Here is a 16,666-nt window from a genome sequence, read left to right as displayed (position 1 = left end):
ATGGATACTTTTGGCTATTTGGGCCAGGGTTTCGGCGTCGCGCTGAGCCCGTACAACCTGGTAACCGCCCTGTGCGGCACCCTGATTGGCACTGTGGTCGGCCTGTTGCCGGGCCTGGGCCCGATCAACGGCGTGGCGCTGCTGATCCCGATTGCGTTCGCCCTCGGGCTGCCACCGGAATCAGCATTGATCCTGCTGGCGGCGGTGTACCTGGGCTGTGAATACGGTGGCCGGATCAGCTCGATCCTGCTGAATATCCCGGGCGAAGCCTCGACCGTGATGACCACCCTTGATGGTTATCCAATGGCCCGCAAAGGCCTGGCAGGTGTTGCGCTGTCACTGTCGGCATGGAGTTCGTTCATCGGGGCGTTCATTGCAACCTGCGGCATGGTGCTGTTCGCCCCGTTGCTGGCGAAATGGGCGATTGCCTTCGGTCCCGCTGAATATTTTGTGCTGATGGTGTTTGCAATTGTCTGCCTCGGCGGCATGGCCGGTGATCGACCGCTCAAGACATTCATTGCAGCACTGATCGGCCTGTTTCTGTCGAGCGTCGGCATCGATGCCAACAGCGGCGTCTACCGTTTCACCGGGGACAACATTCACCTGACCGACGGCATTCAGTTTGTCGTGCTGGTGCTGGGGCTGTTTTCCATCAGTGAAATCCTGTTGCTGCTGGAAAAAACCCACCGTGGCCAGGAAGCGGTGAAAGCCACCGGGCGCATGATGTTCAACTTCAAGGAAGCGTCTTCGGTGTTCGTGGTGAATATCCGTTGCGGTCTGTTGGGCTTCATCATGGGCGTGTTGCCGGGTGCCGGCGCGACGCTCGCCAGTGCCGTGGCCTACATGACCGAAAAACGCATCGCCGGTGCCAAGGGCACGTTCGGCCAAGGCGACATGCGCGGCCTCGCGGCGCCGGAAACCGCCATTGGTGCCTCCGCCTGTGGCGCCCTGGTGCCGATGCTGACCCTCGGCGTGCCGGGTTCCGGTACGACAGCGGTGATGATCGGCGCGCTGTCGCTGTACAACATCACCCCCGGTCCGCTGCTGTTCCAGCAACAACCGGACATCGTCTGGGGGCTGATCGCCTCGTTGTTCATCGCCAACATCATGCTGGTGATCCTCAACATCCCGATGATCCGAATCTTCACCCGCATCCTCGCCGTGCCGAACTGGGCGCTGGTGCCGGTGATCGCGATCATTACCGGGATCGGCGTCTATGCGGTGCACGCCACCACGTTCGACCTGTTCCTGATGGTCGGCATCGGCATTTTCGGCTACATCCTGCGCAAGCTGGACTTCCCGCTGTCACCGGTGCTGCTGGGCTTCATCCTCGGCGGCCTGATGGAACAGAACCTGCGTCGCGCCCTGTCGATCTCCAACGGCGCGCTGGAAATCCTCTGGTCGAGCCCAATCACCTTCGGTGTCTGGGTGCTGACCGCCATCATGCTGCTGATGCCGATCCTGCGGATCTGGCGCAAGCGTTCGGTCGCCCGGCGCGCTATTGCCGATGTCTGATCGGCCCTTCAAAACCTGGTGGGGAACACCGCTGGTCGGCCTGCTTGGCGGTTATCTCGCCAGCCAGGTCGGCTGGCCGCTGCCGTGGATGGTCGGCTCGTTGCTGGCGATTATCCTGGTGCGCTGCCTGACACCCTGGCAATTGGCGGAAATCCCGGGTGGGCGCAAGTGCGGCCAGTGGGTCGTCGGCATCGGTATCGGCCTGCATTTCACGCCGGTGGTGATGGAGCAGGTGCTGAGCCATTTCGGCCTGATTTTTTTTGGTGCACTGGTCACCAGCCTGTCCAGCGTGGTCGGGGTCTGGTTGATGCGCCGCGCCGGCGAAGACCGCGCCACAGCGTTCTTTTCCAGCATGCCCGGCGGTTCCGGCGAGATGGTCAACCTCGGCGCCCGCAATGGCGCGGTCCTCAGTCGCGTGGCGGCAGGGCAAAGCTTGCGGGTGCTGGTGGTGGTGCTGTGTGTGCCGGCCGCCTTCAAGTATTTGTTGGGTGACGGCGCACCGATTGCCCAGTCAACAGCGGTGGACTGGCGCTGGCTGGCGATTCTGTTTCCGGCAGGTGCCCTGCTCGCCTGGCTCTGGCAGCGTTTGCGCCAGCCCAATCCGTGGCTGTTCGGGCCGTTGCTGGTGAGTGCGGCGGTGAGTATCGGCTGGGATTTGCACATCGGTTTGCCCAACGGCGGCAGCCAGATCGGCCAATGGCTGATCGGCAGCGGGCTGGGCTGCCACTTCAATCGGCAGTTCTTCCGGCGCGCACCGTTGTTCATGGGGCGAACCTTGATCGGCACGGTGTTGACCATGCTGATCGCCACGCTGGCGGCACTGGGGTTGAGTGCGCTGACCCATCTGGATCTGCGCTCACTGACACTGGGCATGATGCCCGGCGGGATTGCCGAAATGAGCCTGACGGCCGAGACGCTGCAACTGTCGGTGCCGCTGGTGACGGCGATGCAGGTAATGCGATTGCTGTTTGTGTTGTTTCTGGCGGAGCCGTTGTTCAAGTATTGGAACCGAGTGCCAGAGCAGCCCTGACCCTGTGGCGAGGGAGCTTGCTCCCGCTCGGCTGCGCAGCAGTCGCCCCCATGCAACGCGATGTGTCAGAAGAAATCAGTTGGCAGAATTCAGGGCTGCGCAGCCCGGCGGGAGCAAGCTCCCTAGCCACAAAAACCTCTCGCCCTTAGAGTGGCGGCAGCCGCCACTCGATCGGCGTCTCGCCATTCTGCTCGAGAAACTTGTTGGTCCGACTAAAATGCCCACAACCAAGGAAGCCACGGTAGGCCGACAGCGGCGACGGGTGCACCGAGGTCAGCACCAGGTGCTTGGTGGCATCGATCAGTTTCTGCTTGCCCTGGGCATGCGCGCCCCATAGCAGGAACACCAGATGCGGCTGATGTTCGCTGACCACTTCGATGATCCGGTCGGTAAAGAACTGCCAGCCCTTGCCCGCGTGGGCGTTGGCGTTGGCCCGCTCGACGGTCATGGTGGTGTTGATCATCAGCACCCCCTGATCCGCCCAGCTTTGCAGGCAGCCGTGGCTCGGGATATCGATGTTCAGGTCGCGCTTCAACTCTTTATAGATGTTCACCAGCGACGGTGGCGCCGGCACGCCCGGTTGCACCGAGAAACACAGACCGTGGGCCTGACCGGGGCCGTGATACGGGTCCTGACCGAGGATGACCACCTTGACCTTGTCCAGCGGCGTGGAGTTGAGGGCATTGAAGATCATCGGGCCGGGCGGATAGATCTCTTTGCCTGCCGCACGCTCCTGTTGCAGAAAAGTGCGCAACTCTGCCATGTACGGCTGGTCGAATTCGGCACGCAGTGCCTCCTTCCAGCTCGGTTCGAGTTTGATACGGTCATCAGCTGTCATGGTTACATCCGGCAAAAACAATGGGGCGAACCCTAGGAAACCCCGTCAGCCTTGTCAATTGATCTGATGCAGATCCGGCACTTTCCTGCATTGCGCTCATACTGAACGCACAAATTCCTGAGCGAGGTCACGATGAATCTGCACTTCGAAGAACTCACCGGCACCGACGGCGCGCGCATCGGCATCGCCAGCCTGGATGCCGAAAAAACCCTTAACGCCCTGTCCCTGCCGATGATCAACGCCCTGCGTGATCAACTGGACATCTGGGCCAAGGAGCCGCAAATCGTCTGCGTGCTCCTGCGTGGCAATGGCGCCAAGGCCTTTTGCGCCGGTGGCGAGGTACGCAGTTTGGTGGAGGCCTGTCGCAACCATCCGGGGGAAGTGCCGCCGCTGGCCGCGCAGTTCTTTGCGGCGGAATATCGCCTGGACTTCAACCTGCACACCTACCCCAAACCGCTGATTTGCTGGGGCCATGGCTACGTGCTCGGCGGCGGCATGGGGCTGCTGCAAGGCGCGAACATCCGGATCGTGACACCGAGCAGCCGCCTGGCGATGCCCGAAATCAGCATCGGCCTGTACCCGGATGTCGGCGCCAGTTGGTTTCTGTCGCGACTGCCCGGCAAGCTCGGGTTGTTCCTCGGCCTGACCGGTGCCCACATCAACGGTCGCGATGCGATCGATCTGGGTTTGGCGGACCGCTTCCTGCTCGATGAACAACAGGAAGCGCTGATCGAAGGCCTGCTGCAATTGAACTGGCAGGAGCAGACCGCTATGCAGCTCAACAGCCTGCTAAAAGCCTTGCAGCAGGAAGCACTGGGGCAAATGCCCGAAGCCCAGTGGTTGCCACGACGCCGGCAGATCGACGAACTGTTGGATGTCAGCGACGTGCAGTGCGCCTGGAAGGCCATCAGCCTGCTGCGCGATCACACGGATGCACTGCTCGGACGTGCCGCGAAAAACATGACAGAAGGCTGCCCGCTGACGGCGCACCTGGTGTGGGAACAGATTGCCCGCGCCCGGCATCTGTCGCTGGCTGAGGTCTTCCAGATGGAATACACCCTGAGCCTCAATTGCTGTCGTCATCCGGAGTTCAGCGAAGGCGTGCGGGCGCGGTTGATCGACAAGGACCAGAAGCCCCACTGGCACTGGCCGGATATCAACAGCGTGCCGGATGCGGTGGTGGACGCACACTTTCACAAGGCCTGGGAGGGGCGGCACCCGTTGGCTGATCTCTCGGAATACTGAACTCCGGGCAAAAAAAAGCGGCGATTGATGCGCCGCTTTTTAACAACTGCCTAACGGTGACCGCCTCGGCCATCGTGATCGCCGCCGCGATGGCCGTGGTCCCGTCCACCATCGTGCCCGCGGTAGTTGTTGTTCCAGCCCCCGCGATTACGGTTGTCCCAACCACCCCGGTCATGCCCTTGCCAACCCCTGTACTGGTAGGACTGATAGTAGCGTGGCTGCGGCTGATAATAGCGTGGTGCCGGCTGGTAGTAACGAGGCGCAGGTTGGTAATAACGCGGCGCCGAGTAATAGGTGCCACCTGAGTAGTAAGTGCCGCCGCCCGAGTAGTAAGCCGGCGCAGGCGCGGTGTAAACCTGGGAACTGTAGTAGCTGGATCCTCCGTCTCCATAGGAATAGGGTACGCACGCACCAAGGGACAAACCCAACACGACAAGCAGAAGAATTCGGCGATACATGGCGGCCTCCTGGACCGCGAGTGAGCCACACCAGCGACGCTGGCAGGCGACAATCAATTGTTTGGCGACTGTCGGAAGATCAGACCTCGATTTCGGAATCTGGTGCGCCTGCGAAACACCTTGAAACAAGTCCTCGGTGAAAGGTTTTTCATGACCCCCAGACAAAAGCGGCGCACCCATTGGCTGGATGCGCCGCTTCATTCATGCATTGATTAGCGGTGACCGCCACGGTAGCCGCCACCTGCGCCACCTCTTCCACCGTAGTGATAACCCCCGCGGTAATAATGGCCGTTGTAATACGTGTAGCGATAGCCACCGTAATAACGCGGTCCATAGTAGCCGCCGTAGTAGTAGGCCCCGCCATAGAAGTAAGGCGAGTAATAGCCGGGATAGTAGTAAGGTGCGGCATATACGTCGGCGGGGCCGTCGTAGTAATAACACCCGGACAATCCCAGACCGAGCAAAGCACTGAGCAGTATTGGGCGTAGCACTCGATAGCGCATGACGGCCTCCTGGAGACCAGCGACACCAGCCGACACAGGGCGGCTGATACCTGTTTAGACTGCGAAAGTGCCGGCCCGTGCGGATGAAAGTTATTTCACGCCCCGATACCGCGCGTCATTCCCTCACCGTGCAATTAGAATGCTGGCAACTGCATCAATACCCTCGGGATACTCCTGCATGACCAAGCCTGAAAGCTGCCCCGCCTGTGGCGCCCCCAACGACTGCAGCCTGGCCGACCCACGAACCGCCGACCGCGCCTGCTGGTGTTATGGCGTCAGCATCGACCCGGCGGTGCTTGAAGCGCTGCCAGCCGAATTGCGCGACATCGCCTGCCTGTGCCCGCGTTGCGCTCAGGTCGAGGCACAGTTGCAAGCAGCGGCTCGACCGATCAAGTAACATTCGCGCCCCTTTCCCGACTGATCTGCCGCCATGCGCGTTGACCGTTTTCTCAGCAACCTGCCGCGCTTCAACCGTAAGCAGGTGCGTCTGTTGCTGGTCGAAAAACGCGTGCGCATTGACGGAAAAATCGTCAGCGATCCGCATGCCGACGTGTTGGAGTTCAGCCGGGTCGAGGTCGACGATGAAGTGCTGCAAGCCGGCAAACCGGCACGCTACTTCATGCTGCACAAACCCCGGGGTTGCGTCAGCGCCACGCGCGATCCGCAACACCCGACCGTCCTTGAGCTTATCCATGAGCCGGACAAGCACGACCTGCACATTGCCGGCCGCCTGGACTTCAACACCACCGGCCTGATGATCATCACCAATGACGGCAGTTGGTCGCGACGCCTGACTCAACCAAAGACCAGACTGCCGAAAATCTACTACGTCGAAACCGAGCAGGACATCGGCCCGGAGTACGCGCTCAAGTTTGCCGAGGGGCTGTACTTCGCCTTCGAAGACCTGACCACCCTACCCGCCGGGCTTCAGGTGCTGGGCCCGAAAGCGGCGCGATTGAGCATTGTCGAAGGTCGTTATCATCAGGTGAAACGCATGTTCGGTCACTTCGACAATAAAGTCCTGCGCCTGCATCGCGAACGCATGGGGCCGCTGGTGCTCGACAGCACGCTTGAGCCCGGTGAGTACCGCCCTTTGAGCGCCGCAGAGATCCAATTGATCTAAGCCGCCTACCGCTGAGCAGAAGTTGTCGAACAATTTACCAACGGCACTTGCGCGATGCAGTCTCGCCTGCTTGAATCAGGACGTCGGCCAAAATGTGACCGATGAGTCACAACATACTTCCAAGAAACTTTTTGCCGGCAGAGAACCCTCAGGTTCCGCCTTCCCCCGGCAAACTGCCCGCCAATAACAATACCCGTCGACCTGCCTTACCGGATCGACATGGGCTCCAAATTCCAGGCGTATGCCTACCTGTCACAAAGCTCGTGCAATCTCGATTGCGCGCATACCCGCTTGCCAGGAGTCTTATGACATGAGGCCAGAAATCGCTGTGCTGGATATACAGGGTCAGTATCGGGTTTACACGGAGTTCTATCGCGCAGACGCCGCAGAAAAGACCATTATTCTGGTCAACGGCTCGATGGCCACGACTGCGTCGTTTGCACAGACCGTTAAAAACCTCTACCCGCAGTTCAACGTGGTTTGCTACGACCAGCCCTACGCGGGCAAGTCCAAAGCCCACAACCTGCATGAGAAAATGCTGACAAAGGAAGTCGAAGGACAGATCCTCCTGGAGCTGATCGAACACTTCGCCGCCGAGCATGTACTGTCGTTTTCCTGGGGCGGCGCCGCGACACTGGTTGCCCTGGCCCAACGGCCACGACGCATCGAAAAAGCCGTGATCAGCTCATTTTCGCCGGTCATCAACGTGCACATGCGCGATTACCTGGAACGCGGCGTCGACTACCTCGGCAGCCGGGATGGCGATCGGGTCGGCAATCTGGTGAACAGCACCATCGGCAAGCATTTGCCATCACTGTTCAAGCGCTTCAACTATCGCCACGTCAGCACCTTGGCCGAACATGAGTACGGGCAGATGCATTTCCACATCAGCGACCTGCTCACTAGCGACCGGCACTGCTATCTGAACTCGGCGAAAAAAATCAACGTGCCGGTGCTGTTCATGAACGGCGAATGGGATGAATACACCGCCGCAGTCGATGCTCAACTGTTCGCCAACCACGTCCAGCACAGCACCTTCAGCACACTGCAGGCTACCGGTCACTTCCTCGACATGGAACACAAAGCCGCCTGCAACGACAGCCGCAATGCCCTGCTGAGCTTTCTGCAACCGATAAAACATGAAAGCCGACCGCGTTATCACTACGTCCAGGACCACCATGCACTGGCAATCTGAAACCGAGTCATCGCGAGCAAGCCTGTTTCTATAGACTCACCCCGTCCGTAGGAGCAAGGCTTGCCCGCGATAGGCCACAAGGCAGTGCTCTTTTAGCCTCCCGCGTGCGCTAAACCCATCGCGTATAAAGAAAAACTTCAAATCCGCGCCCACATCTGGTACAAAGTCAGCCGCTCTGAGCGGGTGTCGTATAATGGCATTACTCCAGCTTCCCAAGCTGATAACGAGGGTTCGATTCCCTTCACCCGCTCCACTATTTTCAAGGCCTGCAGCTCGGTTCATCCTTTACCGCATCCCACTGGGGGCCGTATTGGGGGCCGTTTGATGCAAGTTAGCGCAACGAACCGCAAGGCCGCATCCCAACCCCCGTATAGGTGCCAATCCTAAAATCTGTGGGGGTTCGAAAAAATAGTAATATTAGTAATATCCCTACCGAAAATCAGCCGTAGCCCTTATAGATCAAGGTCTACAGCGATTTGTGAGAAAGGCGATATTCAAGCGATAGGAAGGCGATAGTATTACCTTTTTATAAAGCTATATTTCCATTCTTTAAAACCCAATGAATCCGGGGGTTTGCTGGAAATATTACTTTGCATATCGCTTCATATTACTTTCATTTGTAATACACAAAGCCCAGTAAAACTGGGGCATCCAGACCCCGTATTCCCCCCGTATAGCTGATATCGCTCTTTTTGGAACGACCACCCTCCCCTTGAGAATCAATCTCAAAAAAAAAGATGATTTTCAGGAGCTTGAACGTGTGGCGCTCGAAGAGTGTGCCTACACTGGACCGTTCGAACTGCTGTCCCGACAACCTACATCGAGTGAGATCTTCTTACGTGTCTGACATTGCCTCCGTATACGCAGAGATTTCCCCTCTCGTGCTCCCGCTGTGGGAAAGCGTCAAAAGTGTTGCGAACTCTTCCTTTACCACCTCTCTGGCAGGGGCATTTGCCGGTGCGATAGCCGCGCAACGAATTGTGGAAAAAGGAAAATTCCGAGAGGAATTAGTAAAAGAGTTTCATCACACGAATGCTGCCATATCGCTTGCAACAGCGGCGGCGTGTGTCGCACTTGCGTTAAAAAAGCAGCACATCAAGGCATTGAAGAACTCCTACGATGAAGATCAGAAGAGTGTTGAGACGCATAAAGAAAAAATCCATACAGGTCAGATTGCGGCAGATACCCCCTTGGAACTGAGGCCCAATCTGCTCTATTTACAGGAAATATCTCCGCCGATTACAACTATCCAAGAGATGGTCTTGACCCGTCTATCTACCGTCGGACGGGCAATTTCCGCTGTAACCGCGCTTGCTGGTGCCGTGGCCAACCTGAACGGAGCTTTAGTCAAGCGCAACTTGCTTCTTGATGTTTTTAAGAACAAACAGTTTCCGGAAGGTGCTTCCTTCGAGCACATGTACCTAGGCTTACCCTATGGAGAAAGACACACAAATCAAGAGTACGGGGGATCCGTTGAGGCCGTTTCACTCTATACGGATGACGTGATTTTCTTTTCGATGAAGCTGTGCGAGGACTTGCGAGATCACGGCGAGATACTCAAAAAGCGCTACAAGTCTCGATTGAAGGGAAAACCGCCACGCATTTCAACAGTCAACTTTGAAATAGCACGTCAAGATGGATTGCTACCGAAGGACGAAGATTACGAAAAATGGTTATCAGGCTTCATATCTGCCCCCGAGAATAAATCCAAGTGGTGGCAGCGCATAAGTCCTAGGAGTTGGCTCAACTAACCTTCCTATTCCATGTGACAGGGCCATCTCACCTTGGCGCTCGTCAGTCGAAGATCGCACTTAGTAAAATGTTGAAATAAGTGCGATCGCCCCAAGGCCCCGTAGAAGCTGACCTCCAGCGGATTGATAGGTATTTTGGGAGCTGCCTGAATACGGTCGAGATACGAGCAGTTCAGAATCTCAAAATGCGCATTATTTGCGTTTTTTTGGATTTACACTCAATGAAACCGGGCGCCTCAGCGATACCCCCTCAGTGACCACCCCTTGCACCGCTGCGCAACCGCGCTGCATTTCCTTTCAAAACTTTGCACTCTGTGAAATTGCCAATCACCCGCAGGCGACCACGGCCCGCCTGGGCCGAAGGTTCGTTTGCACTACATACGGACTTGCACAAAAAACGCACGCAAAGCCCGTCGGCGGGAGGGGGATAAGTGCTTTTTTCCGATGTTTTTTTATTGACTGAGGAACTTTGCTGGCCCAAGTGTTCTCACCCACTTGGATACGAGCTTTGTACCTGGTTGGTACTTTGGGAAATGTCTGATTGTTTTTTACAAAGAGCGTCAGCATGGTGCTGCCTCTATAAACACTGACATGGAGGTCGGCAATGTCCGGCAAACCCGCTGCTCGCAAAACCGATACCGTTAGCTGCCCTCGTTGCGGCGGAACGGCCATCGAGTCCGGTTCACCCAATGTGTTTTTTGATGGTCTACCCGCAGCGCGTGTAACGGACTGCACCACCTGCGGCAGTGTCTTGACCATGGGTGCTATGTCCTCGGTGCAGATCAACGGTCAGGCCGCGCTGGTCACTGGCTCTCAAGGTGCGCATGGCGACACCATCACGGGCGGGTCATCGAGCATCATCATCGGCAATAGCTTTACGCCCGCGCCCGTATCTCCTGTCGCCGCGATGCCCGAGCATCTGGTCACACCGCCTCCCTCCCTTCCCCTTGGTGCGGCAACTGCATCTACGCCAGCACCTGCCACTGCGGCACCGGCTGACGACGCGGTTTTAGAAGAAGAGGAAGAAGAAGAGGAACTGGACGAACAAGAAAGCCTGGGTATCACCCTGCGCATCGGTGTGTTCTTCGATGGCACGTTGAACAATGCCAATAACACGGCGTTAGGGCAGTTGTGTGGTGCTACTCATGCCATTAAGCCCGAGGACCTTGATGCAGCCTGTAGACCTTATATGGCCGACCCAGACAGCAGCTATGCCGTTGACGAGACGAACATCAAGAAGCTGAGCGACTTGTATGTTTTCTCTGATGTGATTCCAGATGCCGGAGAGCAACAGATTTATTTCCAGGCTCTTTATGTTGAGGGTATAGGCACGTCATCTGGGCAGGCAGATAAAATGTTGGGCGCAGGGATGGGACGTGGTGCGCTCGGAGTAAGCGCTAAGGTCGATGAGGCATTTAGCAAAATAAGTCGAATTATTTTTAATTTTTCCCAGGAGAACTCGGCGGAGAAAATCATCAACGTAACGTTTGACGCTTTCGGTTTCAGCAGGGGCGCAGCAGCTGCGCGCCACTTCGCCAATGAAGTGGCGTTGGGCAAAAACGGTATGCTGGGGCAAACCATCAAAATGTTCCGTGGCGCGTTCCATCCCTCTTACACAGGGGAGTACCAACACGATATTCAGATGGGCTTTATTGGACTGTTTGATACGGTTGCATCGGTCGGTGGCCTAGCGAACCTAGGCTATGTTCGCAGCCAAAAAGCACCAGGACTCAAACTCTATTTGCCCCGCAGTCTGTTCCCTAACGTCGTCCAGTTGGCCGCCCGGGATGAGTTCCGCTCCAACTTCCCCTTGACCCGCGTTAAAGCAGACCACCCGGAGTTCACGTTACCTGGTGCACATTCAGACATAGGGGGCGGTTACTTTCCCGAGGGTGATGAACGCCTGCTAATCAGCCCGATGCAAGCATTAGATGTTTCACCGACGACTGATGTGAAATACACCTCAATCTATCGTGATGCCCAACAAGTGAAGGCTCAGTGGGAGGCCAAAGGTTGGCCGGCAGAGATGCTGGAAATTGTCACACCACAGGCCCGGGGCTTACCAACTGCAGAGCAGGATCGTTTTACCCCTTACAAGCGTGTCTACGCGGCGTTGCAGCTCAAGCGAACGGTACGGGGTGAATTGTCGCGAGTTTACCTGCGTGTAATGTACGCACGGGCAAAGCAGCAAGGGGTACGATTCAAGGATATCGACGATACTGATCCGCGCTATGCCATACCGTCAGAGCTTCAGACACTTTGTGATCGCTTTGTTACCGGGGACTACAGTACGACCTCAGCCGAAGAGCAAATATTGAGGCTTAAGTACATACACGTCTCAGCCAACTGGAATCCCCCGACCTTTCTGCAAGGCTCAACGCCGCGCACCAGCGCGGGGTTACTATATTTCAACTCACCTAATGCGGACGGGCTCCGCGAGCAACACCCCAATGTACCCGACTAGGAGTCATGAATATGCGAGCGTTATGGATTCTCTGGGGGGCTTCATTGCTGATTGGTTGCCAGGTATCAGGGCTCTCCTGGGGCCGATCGGACCCAGACTCGGGACCATGGGCAATAGGTTTTACCCAGCCTTATTTTATGGAAGTCTGGGTTGAAGACAGTGCAATGGTTGATGTTGACGGCGTTCTGTATCGACACATTGGTAGCGGTGGGGCCGCCGGCGGAGAAAAGAAAGGCGCGGACGTGGCTCGTGGCTGGGGGAAGAAAGGAGGTGGGGGGAGTGAGAAGGATGTTAAAGATGCAAAGCTCCCTGTCCGTATCTACGCCCGCTGGCAATCAATTGTTGAGCCGCAAACCTATCAAGGCTGGATTGAAGTTCCCGAAAGCGCGAGGCAAGTTATGCGGGATGCTTTGACAAAAAACTGTCCAACTGCCCCCGAAGCGAATGCACTCCCAAAGATCGCCTCTGTACGACTTGGACTTGCACCCGGAGGAATTGTGCAAATTTGGGTGCTTAATGAGTGTATGCGTCCGGTGAAGGTTGCGAATGGAAAAGTGGATAAAGAGCCCCTAGGTCCATACCTTGGGAAGTCAGGCGGACGTTACTACCCCCAAACAGATGCGTCCAAGCAATACGTTGAAAAGTACGGAATCCCCTACGGAAGCTGGTAAGTAATCACGAATTTAGCCCGCCAATTGGCGGGCTTTTGCTATCCGGTGATGGGCTTTAACTTCCTGCTCAACAACAGTGCACTGGCGGTATTGCCCGTGAACTCCCCCGCGTTGTCCGGCGGTGGTGTCGCTCCATGTTTGTGGCCTGCCAGCTGGCTGTTCATCTGCTCCACCAGGTCGATCAGATCACATAGCACCTGCAACACATTCACTCCGCTCGATCCGATCCAGGTCTTCGGCGCCTCCAGCCGTTGACTGACTTTGGCCACACTCTGGCGTAGCCCCTGAATCCGTTCCTGCATATCGCCACCCACCGTGGCGTTGTGCTTCTGTCCCACCACCAGGTTCAAATCCCGCCCAGTCGCCTGGTGCAGATCGTCCACCGCCGCCAGGCTGGCGGACCCACCCGACAGCAGCTTGAGTGCACCCAGCGCCTCAATCGTCTTCACCCCTCCCACCGTCTCGGTCGAATGATCGTCGACTGCTTGGGTGTGGCTCTGAAACTGCTCGCGGTTGTCCATGGCTTCCACCTCGCGCTCGATCGCCTTGTCCTGGATCTTGCCATCGGTCTGGCGCAACCAGTTGCCATCGGCGTCGACCCGCTGCTGGGCGGCTTCGCTGTGCTGCCACACCTGGTCACCCTTCGGCACTTTGGGCATGCTCAGACCGTGCGGCAGGATCGTCTGTATATAGGGCTTGTTCGGCAGGCCGTAAGCGAAGCACACCACCACTTGGGTGCCCTCCTCCGGAAAGGCATACATGCCCATCTCTTCGCCGCCGGTGGGCAGTGGCAGGGGAACGCCGGCGAGCTGCGGCAACTGCGGATCGACTTCACCATCCGGCCCCAACAGTTCAATGTCCACGGCGTAGCGCGGTCGGAAGTCGTCGCAGATCCCGGCCCCGCTCGGCGCATCGGCCACGGCGATAACCCGGGCAAAGCGCGGCAGGTGGTAGCCACCGGTCAGTTCAGGGAATTGGCGCTCTACAGCGCGGCGGATTGCGTCTTCCATCGGATGGCCATCTGGTCATTGGCAAGGGCCACACTGGTGATGCGCTCGCCGTGGTTGATTGTTGCACCTGGTCGTAACCCGGGAAGGGCCGCGACCATCGCGCTTTGGTTGCCCTGGTAGCCGTCGAACAGCTCAGGAGGGATTTGCAGCGGCGATCGTTCGCCGAAAAAACTATCCGCCCAGCTGCCGGCAAACACTTCGCCGTTGCCCAGTTGGTGCCAGGTGAAGTCGGGGATGTTGAAGACCCGCGCCAAGCTGTCCATGGCCTGGTAGCCGGCGGCCAGGCTGTAAAAGAACGGCGCTTTGACATTGGCGTAGGGCCGATCAGGAATGCGGAAACGCAGCCCGGTCTGTTCGCTGACCTCGGCCAGCACGGCGCGCAGATCGACATGACGCAGGTTCAAGGGCAACGGGTTGGCCAGCACGGCGGCGAGCTCGCGGCAGAACAGCACCTGCTCGATGGCATTGGCAGCGGTGCAACGTTCGACGTAGCCGATGAAGTGGCGCTGCAGCGTGCCGTCGTTGTAACCGATGTCCAGCGTGACCAGGCCTTTCACCGGCACCGCGGATTGGACGGTGAAAGTCGCCCGGCCAGGACTGATCGAATCCAGCCGAACATCCTCTTTGACCAGAGCGATCGGCGCGCCATTGATTGCCAGCACTTTATGCAGCTTCACGACTGCTCACTCCCGCCGAGCCACTTGTCCACACGGCCCAGCACCTTTTCGAACCCGCTCAGTGCCGGGTCACCAGTTGATCCGCCGCCGCTTCCGCTTCCATCACCGCCCTCGCCGACCGCGCTGCCAGGGCCGCCCTGGGCGTTGACCTTGTTGCCAGCGCGCCGGCCTTCGACCTTCTCCGGGTTCGACTCGCGCTCGCTCAAAGTGAACTGGACCAGCCAGGCGCGCAGTGAGTCGTCCTCACGGGCACTGATCCCCTCCGAGAACTCGACCTGGCGCACGCCGAAAGCGGCTGCCGTGTCGTTGACGACGCGGTACAGGTGCAACTGACCTCCGCCGGCGGTGGATTCGGCCAAGCGCATCAGGTCGGTCATTTGGGTGCGATCGACAAAGGGGATCATCAGCGAAACCGTCAACGTCTTGGGCTTGAAACCCTTGTGGGCCTTGTCGGTGTTGCTGGTCTGCCCCGACATGTCGCCGCTTTCGATGCGCAGGTTAGCGGTGACCTTCAGGTTCTTGCCCTGGACCTTGTGGCCATCAAGTAGCAGCGTCATAGGCCGACCAACTCGCGTACAAAGCTCAAACCCTGCTCAGATCCCACCAGCAGCGCGCCGGCACACAACACCCATTCGTGCCCCGGGGGATCGCCCTTCAGCAGCGCACGCCGCAACTCGGTGGCGTTGCCTGGACCCACCAGGCGCGCGCGCATGCTGCTGTCAGGGTTGCCACCGGCCAGCAGAGCTTTCAGATCGGTTAGCTGCTGGTCGCGCCCCTGTTGCTGGGCCGCTTTGCGGGACGCCAGTGCGGCCAGGTTGCCCAACGGCGAGCTGTCAGCGGCGTAGCTTTCCAGCACCGCCAGTTGGCCGGCCATGGACTGCTTGGCCGCTTTGACCACCGTGCAGCGCTCCAGGGGCAGCGCCTGCCATCGCGGCAATGTGCCGGCGGTGGGAATCTCCCACTTTTCCGTCTCCAGTTTGGACAGGTGCCGCGCTCGGCGCTCGGTGCGCACCAGGTCCGGCATCGGCAACAAAGCGTTAAAGCGCGCCAGGCCATCGGCCAACTGATCAAAGCGCGTGGCCAGGAACAGCAGGCACAGCGCGTGCTGCTGGGTATCGGGACGGCCGGTGTCGCTCACGTCCACCAGCTTGCCCGCCAGGTGCTGCAGCAAGTTCGGCGCCGACAGAAAACGCTGGTAGCCGCGCCCTTGGCCAACACCGCTTTGAAACGGCGTCACCACCAGGCACGCGGGCGCCTCGCCCATCTGATTGGCGAGTGCTGCACGACCGGCAACGATCGCGCCCTGGGCGGCGGCACCGACCGGCCCCGGGTTGGTCGTGGTCTTACCGTTGAGGTCGGCCAGGCGTTTGGCCGTGCTGGCCAACTCGCCGCCGGCCAGGTGTTGGGCGGCTGACAGCTGGCCCATCCATTGGGTCGCCTGTTCTGGCCAGCGCATCGTAACTGGGCTCCAGGTCATGCCGGCGCCGTCCATTTGATGGACTTCATCACCTTGAGCTTTTTGTCTTTGAGTGCGTTGGCCAAGTCTTGTTTGAGGTTGTCGGCGTGCTGCAGCGCAGCCTGTTTGAAACGCACCAGGTCCTGGCTGACCCGGTGCAACTGGGCGGCTGTATGGGGACGGAAGCCTTTCACCTGGTTGGCGTCATAACATGGAAAGCTGGCGTCCAGGCCGCTCAGCACCATGCCGGTGAGGTTGATTTGATCGTCCATCTGGCTGCTGTAGCGATGGGTTTCGCCCAGGGCGCTGGAATTGAAGCCACCTTCAATATGACCGTTGCAGGCGTCGTTGACCTCCAGCAGTTTTTGCTCATACAACGCCGCCAGAATGGCGGCGATATCGTCCACCCATTCACCGTTTTTCCAGACCTGATCCGGCCCTGGCTTTTTCACCGTGTAACCGCTGGGAATGGGGCCAATACCATTGATGGTCAACGGCTCGCCGGTGGCCATGCTGTAAAGAATCAAACCGTTGAAATAATCGACCAGCACCCACTTATTGTTACTCCAACAGGCCGCTTTGTTGTCCGGAATGGCCGGCGGTGGAGTCTCTACGCACCCACCCGGGATCAGGAAAACACCCGGTTCAAGGGGCGACTCTTCAGCCTCCGCAGTCCCCGTAAAAAGCCCCAGCGGACTGGTTTGAAACACAGTTTTAGTTGTCATTTGAG

The 16,666-nt window shown here is 58.3% G+C and carries 17 protein-coding genes and 1 tRNA gene; 10 read left to right on the top strand and 8 right to left on the bottom strand.

The genetic code is table 11. From position 1 onward, the window contains the following. On the top strand, window positions 1-1,515 hold the full coding sequence (locus tag POF45_RS23455; protein WP_259500339.1) for a tripartite tricarboxylate transporter permease: 1,515 nt from the start codon (window positions 1-3) through the stop codon (window positions 1,513-1,515). Next, complete coding sequence (locus POF45_RS23450; RefSeq protein ID WP_259500337.1) at window positions 1,508-2,545, top strand: AbrB family transcriptional regulator; 1,038 nt, start codon at window positions 1,508-1,510, stop codon at window positions 2,543-2,545. Before POF45_RS23455 ends, POF45_RS23450 begins: the two co-directional genes overlap by 8 nt. 145 nt (window positions 2,546-2,690) lie before the next feature. Here POF45_RS23450 and ung read toward each other — a convergent pair whose 3' ends face one another. After that, on the bottom strand, window positions 2,691-3,383 hold the full coding sequence (ung, locus tag POF45_RS23445) for a uracil-DNA glycosylase (RefSeq protein WP_282316897.1): 693 nt from the start codon (window positions 3,381-3,383) through the stop codon (window positions 2,691-2,693). Window positions 3,384-3,515: 132 nt separating this feature from the next. On the opposite strand from ung, the gene POF45_RS23440 reads away from it, so the two are divergent. Then, the gene (locus POF45_RS23440) at window positions 3,516-4,628 is read left to right on the top strand and encodes an enoyl-CoA hydratase/isomerase DspII (protein WP_282316896.1); all 1,113 of its coding nucleotides are present in this window, start codon (window positions 3,516-3,518) and stop codon (window positions 4,626-4,628) included. 50 nt (window positions 4,629-4,678) lie between these two features. On the opposite strand, the gene POF45_RS23435 is transcribed toward POF45_RS23440, so the two are convergent. Further along, a complete protein-coding gene (locus POF45_RS23435; protein WP_259500331.1) occupies window positions 4,679-5,086 on the bottom strand; it encodes a hypothetical protein in 408 nt (135 codons plus the stop codon). 212 nt (window positions 5,087-5,298) lie between these two features. Next, the gene (locus POF45_RS23430; RefSeq protein WP_259500328.1) at window positions 5,299-5,589 is read right to left on the bottom strand and encodes a hypothetical protein; all 291 of its coding nucleotides are present in this window, start codon (window positions 5,587-5,589) and stop codon (window positions 5,299-5,301) included. Window positions 5,590-5,767: 178 nt separating this feature from the next. On the opposite strand from POF45_RS23430, the gene POF45_RS23425 reads away from it, so the two are divergent. The 7 genes from POF45_RS23425 (at window position 5,768) to POF45_RS23395 (ending at window position 12,793) form a co-directional block, all read left to right on the top strand. Beyond that, window positions 5,768-5,986, top strand: coding sequence for a cysteine-rich CWC family protein (locus POF45_RS23425; RefSeq protein ID WP_259500326.1), 219 nt, complete (start codon window positions 5,768-5,770; stop codon window positions 5,984-5,986). A 33-nt stretch (window positions 5,987-6,019) separates the two neighbouring features. Next, window positions 6,020-6,712, top strand: a complete 693-nt coding sequence (locus POF45_RS23420) for a pseudouridine synthase (protein WP_282316895.1) — start codon at window positions 6,020-6,022, stop codon at window positions 6,710-6,712. A 310-nt stretch (window positions 6,713-7,022) separates the two neighbouring features. Then, complete coding sequence (locus POF45_RS23415; RefSeq protein WP_259500322.1) at window positions 7,023-7,907, top strand: alpha/beta fold hydrolase; 885 nt, start codon at window positions 7,023-7,025, stop codon at window positions 7,905-7,907. 179 nt (window positions 7,908-8,086) lie between these two features. Then, window positions 8,087-8,160 (top strand) — tRNA-Gly (locus POF45_RS23410). Window positions 8,161-8,746: 586 nt separating this feature from the next. Next, a complete protein-coding gene (locus tag POF45_RS23405; RefSeq protein ID WP_282316894.1) occupies window positions 8,747-9,658 on the top strand; it encodes a hypothetical protein in 912 nt (303 codons plus the stop codon). Window positions 9,659-10,262: 604 nt separating this feature from the next. Beyond that, window positions 10,263-12,122, top strand: a complete 1,860-nt coding sequence (locus tag POF45_RS23400) for a PAAR domain-containing protein (protein WP_282316893.1) — start codon at window positions 10,263-10,265, stop codon at window positions 12,120-12,122. A gap of 11 nt (window positions 12,123-12,133) precedes the next feature. Then, window positions 12,134-12,793, top strand: a complete 660-nt coding sequence (locus tag POF45_RS23395; protein ID WP_282316892.1) for a DUF2931 family protein — start codon at window positions 12,134-12,136, stop codon at window positions 12,791-12,793. A 38-nt stretch (window positions 12,794-12,831) separates the two neighbouring features. Here POF45_RS23395 and POF45_RS23390 read toward each other — a convergent pair whose 3' ends face one another. Genes POF45_RS23390 through POF45_RS23370 form a run of 5 tightly spaced genes read right to left on the bottom strand, consistent with a single transcriptional unit; the run spans window position 12,832 to window position 16,661 of the window. Then, window positions 12,832-13,803 (bottom strand): phage baseplate assembly protein V, encoded by a 972-nt coding sequence (locus tag POF45_RS23390; RefSeq protein ID WP_282316891.1) that lies wholly within the window; start codon window positions 13,801-13,803, stop codon window positions 12,832-12,834. Further along, on the bottom strand, window positions 13,776-14,480 hold the full coding sequence (locus POF45_RS23385; RefSeq protein WP_282316890.1) for a hypothetical protein: 705 nt from the start codon (window positions 14,478-14,480) through the stop codon (window positions 13,776-13,778). The genes POF45_RS23390 and POF45_RS23385 overlap by 28 nt, the downstream gene beginning before the upstream one ends. Further along, window positions 14,477-15,037: a baseplate complex protein gene (locus tag POF45_RS23380; protein ID WP_282316889.1), complete on the bottom strand. Its 561-nt coding sequence runs from the start codon at window positions 15,035-15,037 to the stop codon at window positions 14,477-14,479. Before POF45_RS23380 ends, POF45_RS23385 begins: the two co-directional genes overlap by 4 nt. After that, entirely contained in the window at window positions 15,034-15,957 is a 924-nt protein-coding gene (locus tag POF45_RS23375) for a hypothetical protein (RefSeq protein WP_282316888.1), read from the bottom strand. The genes POF45_RS23380 and POF45_RS23375 overlap by 4 nt, the downstream gene beginning before the upstream one ends. Then, the gene (locus tag POF45_RS23370; RefSeq protein WP_282316887.1) at window positions 15,954-16,661 is read right to left on the bottom strand and encodes a DUF4376 domain-containing protein; all 708 of its coding nucleotides are present in this window, start codon (window positions 16,659-16,661) and stop codon (window positions 15,954-15,956) included. The genes POF45_RS23375 and POF45_RS23370 overlap by 4 nt, the downstream gene beginning before the upstream one ends. Window positions 16,662-16,666 lie beyond the last annotated feature (5 nt).

It is taken from the genome of Pseudomonas fungipugnans (assembly GCF_029955235.1).
GTDB classification, from domain to species: domain Bacteria; phylum Pseudomonadota; class Gammaproteobacteria; order Pseudomonadales; family Pseudomonadaceae; genus Aquipseudomonas; species Aquipseudomonas fungipugnans.
Note: the sequence above shows the minus strand (reverse complement) of the source record. Positions and strands in the feature narration are given on the sequence as shown.

Coding starts and splice junctions, on each gene's coding strand:
- POF45_RS23455 (WP_259500339.1), top strand. CDS start 1: ATGGATACTTTTGGCTATTTGGGCCAGGGTTTCGGCGTCGCGCTGAGC.
- POF45_RS23450 (WP_259500337.1), top strand. CDS start 1,508: ATGTCTGATCGGCCCTTCAAAACCTGGTGGGGAACACCGCTGGTCGGC.
- ung (WP_282316897.1), bottom strand. CDS start 3,383: ATGACAGCTGATGACCGTATCAAACTCGAACCGAGCTGGAAGGAGGCA.
- POF45_RS23440 (WP_282316896.1), top strand. CDS start 3,516: ATGAATCTGCACTTCGAAGAACTCACCGGCACCGACGGCGCGCGCATC.
- POF45_RS23435 (WP_259500331.1), bottom strand. CDS start 5,086: ATGTATCGCCGAATTCTTCTGCTTGTCGTGTTGGGTTTGTCCCTTGGT.
- POF45_RS23430 (WP_259500328.1), bottom strand. CDS start 5,589: ATGCGCTATCGAGTGCTACGCCCAATACTGCTCAGTGCTTTGCTCGGT.
- POF45_RS23425 (WP_259500326.1), top strand. CDS start 5,768: ATGACCAAGCCTGAAAGCTGCCCCGCCTGTGGCGCCCCCAACGACTGC.
- POF45_RS23420 (WP_282316895.1), top strand. CDS start 6,020: ATGCGCGTTGACCGTTTTCTCAGCAACCTGCCGCGCTTCAACCGTAAG.
- POF45_RS23415 (WP_259500322.1), top strand. CDS start 7,023: ATGAGGCCAGAAATCGCTGTGCTGGATATACAGGGTCAGTATCGGGTT.
- POF45_RS23400 (WP_282316893.1), top strand. CDS start 10,263: ATGTCCGGCAAACCCGCTGCTCGCAAAACCGATACCGTTAGCTGCCCT.
- POF45_RS23395 (WP_282316892.1), top strand. CDS start 12,134: ATGCGAGCGTTATGGATTCTCTGGGGGGCTTCATTGCTGATTGGTTGC.
- POF45_RS23390 (WP_282316891.1), bottom strand. CDS start 13,803: ATGGAAGACGCAATCCGCCGCGCTGTAGAGCGCCAATTCCCTGAACTG.
- POF45_RS23380 (WP_282316889.1), bottom strand. CDS start 15,037: ATGACGCTGCTACTTGATGGCCACAAGGTCCAGGGCAAGAACCTGAAG.
- POF45_RS23375 (WP_282316888.1), bottom strand. CDS start 15,957: ATGACCTGGAGCCCAGTTACGATGCGCTGGCCAGAACAGGCGACCCAA.
- POF45_RS23370 (WP_282316887.1), bottom strand. CDS start 16,661: ATGACAACTAAAACTGTGTTTCAAACCAGTCCGCTGGGGCTTTTTACG.